Below are 5,187 nucleotides of genomic sequence, written 5' to 3'. Positions count from 1 at the left end.
GCCTCGGCCCGGACAACGGAGGCCTCGGCCAACTGGCGGCGGGCCTGGCGTTTGTCGCCATTGGGAACCTCTTGCATGAGCCCAATGCGGCGCATGGTCATTGAGTCACGATTCAGGGTGTAACGATCAGGCCCTTCGATGGGCAGATTATCGATGCCGAGAATCAGCTTGGGATCGGGCAGGGCGTCTGCGGGAACTACGGCCTGCTGTGCCGAAGCGACCTGTGCTTGTCGTGCCAGGTTCTCAGGTGCGCGCTGTTCGGCGAGCGCCTGCGCTCGTTCGAAGGTTAGGGGCTGCGCCTGTGCAGCAACCCAGGGAACTGCCCAGAATGCGGCAGCTAACACACCGAGATAGCCACGGCGTGGGAAAAGGAAAGCGGGCATGCTTTCGCCTCCAATGCGATTGATCGAGGTCGCCACCAAAAGCGTGGCCGCGACGATGCGCCTGGTTTAAAGGCGCGAAGATCACTGCATTAGACGAAACGAGGAGGGCGCCAGAGTCCTGCGGGCTCCCGCTTAATCACCGACTGGGTCAGCAATATCTAGGGGCGTGAGGGAAGAGGGGATATGCTCTTGATAACGGTGGTCTGGAGAAGTCCTCCGGTCTTGCATTCCTGGCCGGATTTGCAGGGGGACTTACTGGCCACCCCATCAGACTTATCCATTTGCTCGCAGCACGGAGCATCGGCCATTGCATGGCTCTGATGATCGGCGCTCTGCATCGGGCAAGGTTGTGCAGGCATGCTGAAAGCCATACTGCCGAAGGTCGGCAGCACGAGGCTAGCAATCATTACCAGGATCAATCCAATCCGACGCACAGCAATTCACCAGGCGGGGCGATAGGGCGACGATAGCAGATTGCCCCGGGGCATGAACGCTCGTTTTGGCGATAACAGCACTTCGTTGATTTGGATCAAATAGAGTGTCAGGCAGGGTATCGGGCTCAACTAGTAGCTCCGTTTAACCGGATTTCTCAAGCTCGTAGGGTTCGCACCGCCCATTCGGCGCGCTAGCACAAGACCGGCCTCGCTAGCCGTCAAGTCGAGCCCCTAGGTGCTTGGGTCCTAGTCAAACATCTGTGGTTAGCCGAGGTGCAGGAGCTGCCTGCTTCGGGCATACCCAATCAGGCACCAAAAGCGAATTCTATAATTGTTCTATAATCACTCTATAATCGACTATAAACCCGGTTCTAGAGCGCTCGGCGCTGCCTAAGAAGCCGATCAGTTGCTGTATGCATGTGTCACTTAGATACTGCATACAGGGGTAACCATCCGGCAAAGACATCTGGTTGGCGAGACTGCTTTCGGCTCGGCAGTAACGAAATGGCCAGTCATAATGGACGACAGTCCGCAGCCCTTCGTTGCGTAGGAGTAGCCCATCATGATCTGCCCAATTGAAACCCGGGTTATCACGGCTCACGTCCCAGTACAGCTAGCTGAGAGAGTCGATCAGATGGCCGCACATCTGGGCCGCTCCACGGACTGGATTCTCAAGCAAGCCTTGGCCACATGGATTGATCAGGAAGAAGAGCGCGGCCGCCTGACCCGAGCGGCCCTGGCCGATGTGGACGCAGGCCGCGTGATCGATCACCAAGCAGTTCAGGCCTGGGCCGACAGCCTTAGCAGCAATACACCGCTGCCGGTGCCTCGCTGAAGGTCATTTGAGTAGGTGACCAGTAAGCGTACGGGGAATACGTCTTGCGCAGGTCAGCCCGGCATCCATTGATGCGGCAACAGGTGCTCAATCTCACTGGCCTTCTACGTCGGCAACCGCGTCAGTACATCGTTGAGGTACGCGTACGGATCATGCTCGCTCATGCGTGCCGACTGGATCAGGCTCATGATCGCTTGACCGTTATGATGTGTCACCCAGCGGCAATGTGATCACCGCCGCTTCTTCAGCCGGCCGCCCGGCAGTCGCTTGTACCGGCACGAATGCCTGCAGGCCGGGGGGCGGTCGAGGTAAATCGGCAGCCACTTGCGGATCACGTTGGCGTTGATGCCGTGGCTGATGGCGACGCCGGAAACTGTGGCCCACCGGTTGCCGGCATTCCTGCGCGACCTGGGCCTTGAAGGTTTTTGGATAGGAGCTTCGTTGGCGCATGGGAATCCTGGCGATAAGGGTGATCGCGTCCGCTAAAAGATGGGTGGCCACCATCACCCTTAATGCTGGAGTTCAGAAGGTGTGTTCACCGGGCGCTTACATACAAGGATTCCATCATCGAAGTCGAGAAGGAAATCCCGGACCACCGGAAGCTCGCCATTGAGGTGAAGAAAGTTAAGCTCGTGGAAACGAGCGAAAGTCTCGAAAAGTGGCTGTGGGTGTTGCGGCATGGGAGGATCGACCTGAAAGAATGCATCTAAATCAGCGCTTCTGGATCAGTATAGAGCAATATCCGGGTCTGGTGATTATCGGATATTGAATATGCAACCCTGTCCGTACGTAGCCGCAATACCGCGCCTGGCCTGGAAGCATTGTCTATTCCCGCATTGCCTCGCGAACGGCATTCAAAGGGTAACCTGATGAAACACGACTTCTTGAAACCGCCGGTATGCAGCTTGCGTGTTCACTCAGGCTCGCAGGAGGCAAATTTTTCCAGGCCATTCATTAAGTGTCCAGTGAGGCATATCCACGCCTTGAGCCACCCGATATGGACATCAGATGGCTATGGATTATGCCGCCCAGTGGAAATGCGATTCAGTGTTCGACTAGACCGAGTACCCCGGAAACGCTTGGTGACCTGCATTTGGTTTGACCGGTATTTGGGACGATACGATTTCAGATTCAAGAATTCACCGGCAAATGGCTTGGACCCGCAGAGCCAGAGAGATCCTGCAAATATCGACCGGAAAGGGTTTATGAATTTTTAGGTCGGTTTCCCATTCTGGAGAGGCAGAAGCGCGCATCTAGCTGTTTTGAATATTCAGCCAATCCGGCATTCCCGTAGCACGCTTCCACACACCTCGAGACGACGATCTATAAATTCGCATAATCAGAATGGCCTTATGTTGAGCGTCGTCTGGAAACTGCCTCCGGCTCCAGGCGGCGCGTAACATAGGGCCGATTATGCGACGCGCTATTGACCTTGAATCTCGCCTGATCAAAACCGCCGAGTTGTATGCTCCGGGCCGCAAGGGCTCCGACGCCGTGACCTGGATTCTCGACGACTATCCCCGACTCGTTGCTGAGATTCGCGAACTGAGAAAGCGAGTCGCCCAGTTCGACCAGGAAGGCGCCGAACTGGATGACCTGCTCGCCGAGCTGCAGCGCATTGCTCGCCGAATCCTCGAGGTCTGATTGCTAGCTTTTTCGTCCTTAAGCACCAGGTCCTGGACAAGAATCTGCTAGCACCTCACTCGATAGACCTGCTAGCATTTCATGACCTGGTGCGATCGATCCAGGACCATAATTGCTAGCAGGGAGATAGAGCTCATGTTGTTGACCATCCGTGATGTTGACGAATATCTGGTTCGCCAAGCCAAGCTGGCAACAGGGAAGGGCACCGGTAGCCAGGCTTTCATCGCCGGTATCGAACTCATGATTGCTCAGCGTGACCGTATCGAGGATCTGCAGGAAGAAGTCCGCACTCTGCGCGAGCAGGTCGGCGTCTACCGTCGCACACTTCATGACGCTCATGCTGCCGCCGTCAAACTGGCTGAGGTGGCCGGTCAAGGTGATATGTTCCAACCATCCTCCGACAACCCGCTTCGTCCAGGTTACCGGCGCTAGCACTTTTCGTTCTGCAGCTGCTGCACCAGGTCGATTACTGCTAGCAAAACGCTCTGCAGATCTCGTCCAGGATCTCGCCAGCTGCTAGCGATTCGGTGACCTCGACCTCGCCGCTTGCGGCGATTAGTCGCCTGCACGTCCTGGACTGATCGCCTCGTCGTCACCGCGACGGAACCCGCGTAGCGGCCTCAATCCAAGGCAACTAAAAAGCCCCCGACGGCCTCAACGGCTCGCCAGGGGCTTTTCGCGATCCTCGCTCTATCGTCCCGCTACCAACGCAACCCGCGCCGTGATCACCCACCTGGACTACACCCCGTCTACATCTCTGCCGCTCTCCCAGGACCCCCAGCACCATCGCCGGTCAGGTCACGACAGTTCCCCCCGTTTCAGCCCCGCTCTTGCTTTTCGCTCTCCAAAACCAAAACAAAAATCCGCTTTGTCCGAGAGGCGAATGGGGCCCCCGCTTGCGGGGTTGAGCCTTGATAGATATCCACGGCTGAGGAACGAAGCGGTGGGTATCTGTCCCAGGCGATCACGTCCTCTCCTTGTGAACCGTTCTCACTGGCGCGGCTTTGGGGTGGGGGTGCTGTAACACCCCCACTTTGCCCCGGAACTCCGGGGTGGCCCTTCTTACTCCGCGATGATCACGATCTCGCCGTTTGCTGTTAGTTCTACGTAAGGCACTGATTTTTCTAGGATTTTATGCACAAGCTCGCTGTCCCGCAGCGGCTGCCGCCCCTGCTTTATCAGTAACTTGTTGATTTCTATAGCTTTTTGGCGAATCGCCTCTTGCTCTCCCTGCGTTAGCCGCACGTTAGTTGCCACACCGTCACCATTCATCCGGAAACCCTCGCGGATAATACATGTGTGCACGCAGACAAGTGTTGACGTGTGCAGTTTCACATGTGTAGATTCGCAGCCAATGTTATTTGTGTGCATGTGTAAGGGACGGCATGTTCTACGATTGGATCAAGGCGTTTCAGGAGTACGACTACGATCTACCTCGCATCGGCGACATCGTTGTGCGCCGTCATGACGCCGAAACCGATCAAATTCTCTCTACCTCTGTTCCTGCCTTCTTTGCTGAGGGCAGCTACTGCACCTCTTTCCGCATCCATGTTTGCGGTCGAAAAATCACCGTAGACGGCAATCCATCTCGCATTAATCGCCTCGATAACGTGTTCGGCCTCTCCACCCTTGACGAGTGTTTTCGAGTTATCAACGCATTGCTTGCTGAGTACGGCCTGCCCGCAATGACCCGCTGCACTCGCATCGACCATCTTCAAGAGGGTGGCACTATCGCTAACGGTGCTGTTCTCCAGCGTCTCGATTGCACCTCGAACTTCTACGTCGGTTCAGGAAACGAGCGCGCTTATCTGCGCGGTATTTCGAGCCAGCGTTTCCGCCACTCCATTGGCTACCTGTACCCGGACGGCAACACCTGCGTTTGGACTCCTAA

4 protein-coding genes and 3 pseudogenes are annotated in these 5,187 nt (G+C 56.3%); 4 read left to right on the top strand and 3 right to left on the bottom strand.

Annotation, left to right across the window (positions count from 1 at the left end):
* Window positions 1-383 (bottom strand): annotated as a pseudogene (locus B597_RS0223490) (TolC family protein); the annotation flags it as partial.
* 996 nt (window positions 384-1,379) lie between these two features.
* On the opposite strand from B597_RS0223490, the gene B597_RS0223485 reads away from it, so the two are divergent.
* Complete coding sequence (locus B597_RS0223485; protein WP_012018603.1) at window positions 1,380-1,652, top strand: CopG family ribbon-helix-helix protein; 273 nt, start codon at window positions 1,380-1,382, stop codon at window positions 1,650-1,652.
* Between the two features lie 104 nt (window positions 1,653-1,756).
* Here the strand turns inward: B597_RS0223485 and B597_RS46485 are convergent.
* Window positions 1,757-1,846: pseudogene (locus B597_RS46485) on the bottom strand (transposase domain-containing protein); the annotation flags it as partial.
* A gap of 1,219 nt (window positions 1,847-3,065) precedes the next feature.
* On the opposite strand from B597_RS46485, the gene B597_RS37675 reads away from it, so the two are divergent.
* Entirely contained in the window at window positions 3,066-3,296 is a 231-nt protein-coding gene (locus tag B597_RS37675; protein WP_024162176.1) for a hypothetical protein, read from the top strand.
* A gap of 135 nt (window positions 3,297-3,431) precedes the next feature.
* Window positions 3,432-3,728, top strand: coding sequence for a hypothetical protein (locus B597_RS37670; protein WP_003296330.1), 297 nt, complete (start codon window positions 3,432-3,434; stop codon window positions 3,726-3,728).
* 630 nt (window positions 3,729-4,358) lie between these two features.
* On the opposite strand, the gene B597_RS37665 is transcribed toward B597_RS37670, so the two are convergent.
* Entirely contained in the window at window positions 4,359-4,631 is a 273-nt protein-coding gene (locus B597_RS37665) for a hypothetical protein (RefSeq protein WP_226924975.1), read from the bottom strand.
* A 50-nt stretch (window positions 4,632-4,681) separates the two neighbouring features.
* Here B597_RS37665 and B597_RS47375 point away from each other — a divergent pair.
* Window positions 4,682-5,187, top strand: a pseudogene (locus tag B597_RS47375) (hypothetical protein); the annotation flags it as partial.

The organism is Stutzerimonas stutzeri KOS6, assembly GCF_000307775.2.
Taxonomy (GTDB): Bacteria; Pseudomonadota; Gammaproteobacteria; order Pseudomonadales; family Pseudomonadaceae; genus Stutzerimonas; species Stutzerimonas stutzeri_B.
Note: the sequence above shows the minus strand (reverse complement) of the source record. Positions and strands in the feature narration are given on the sequence as shown.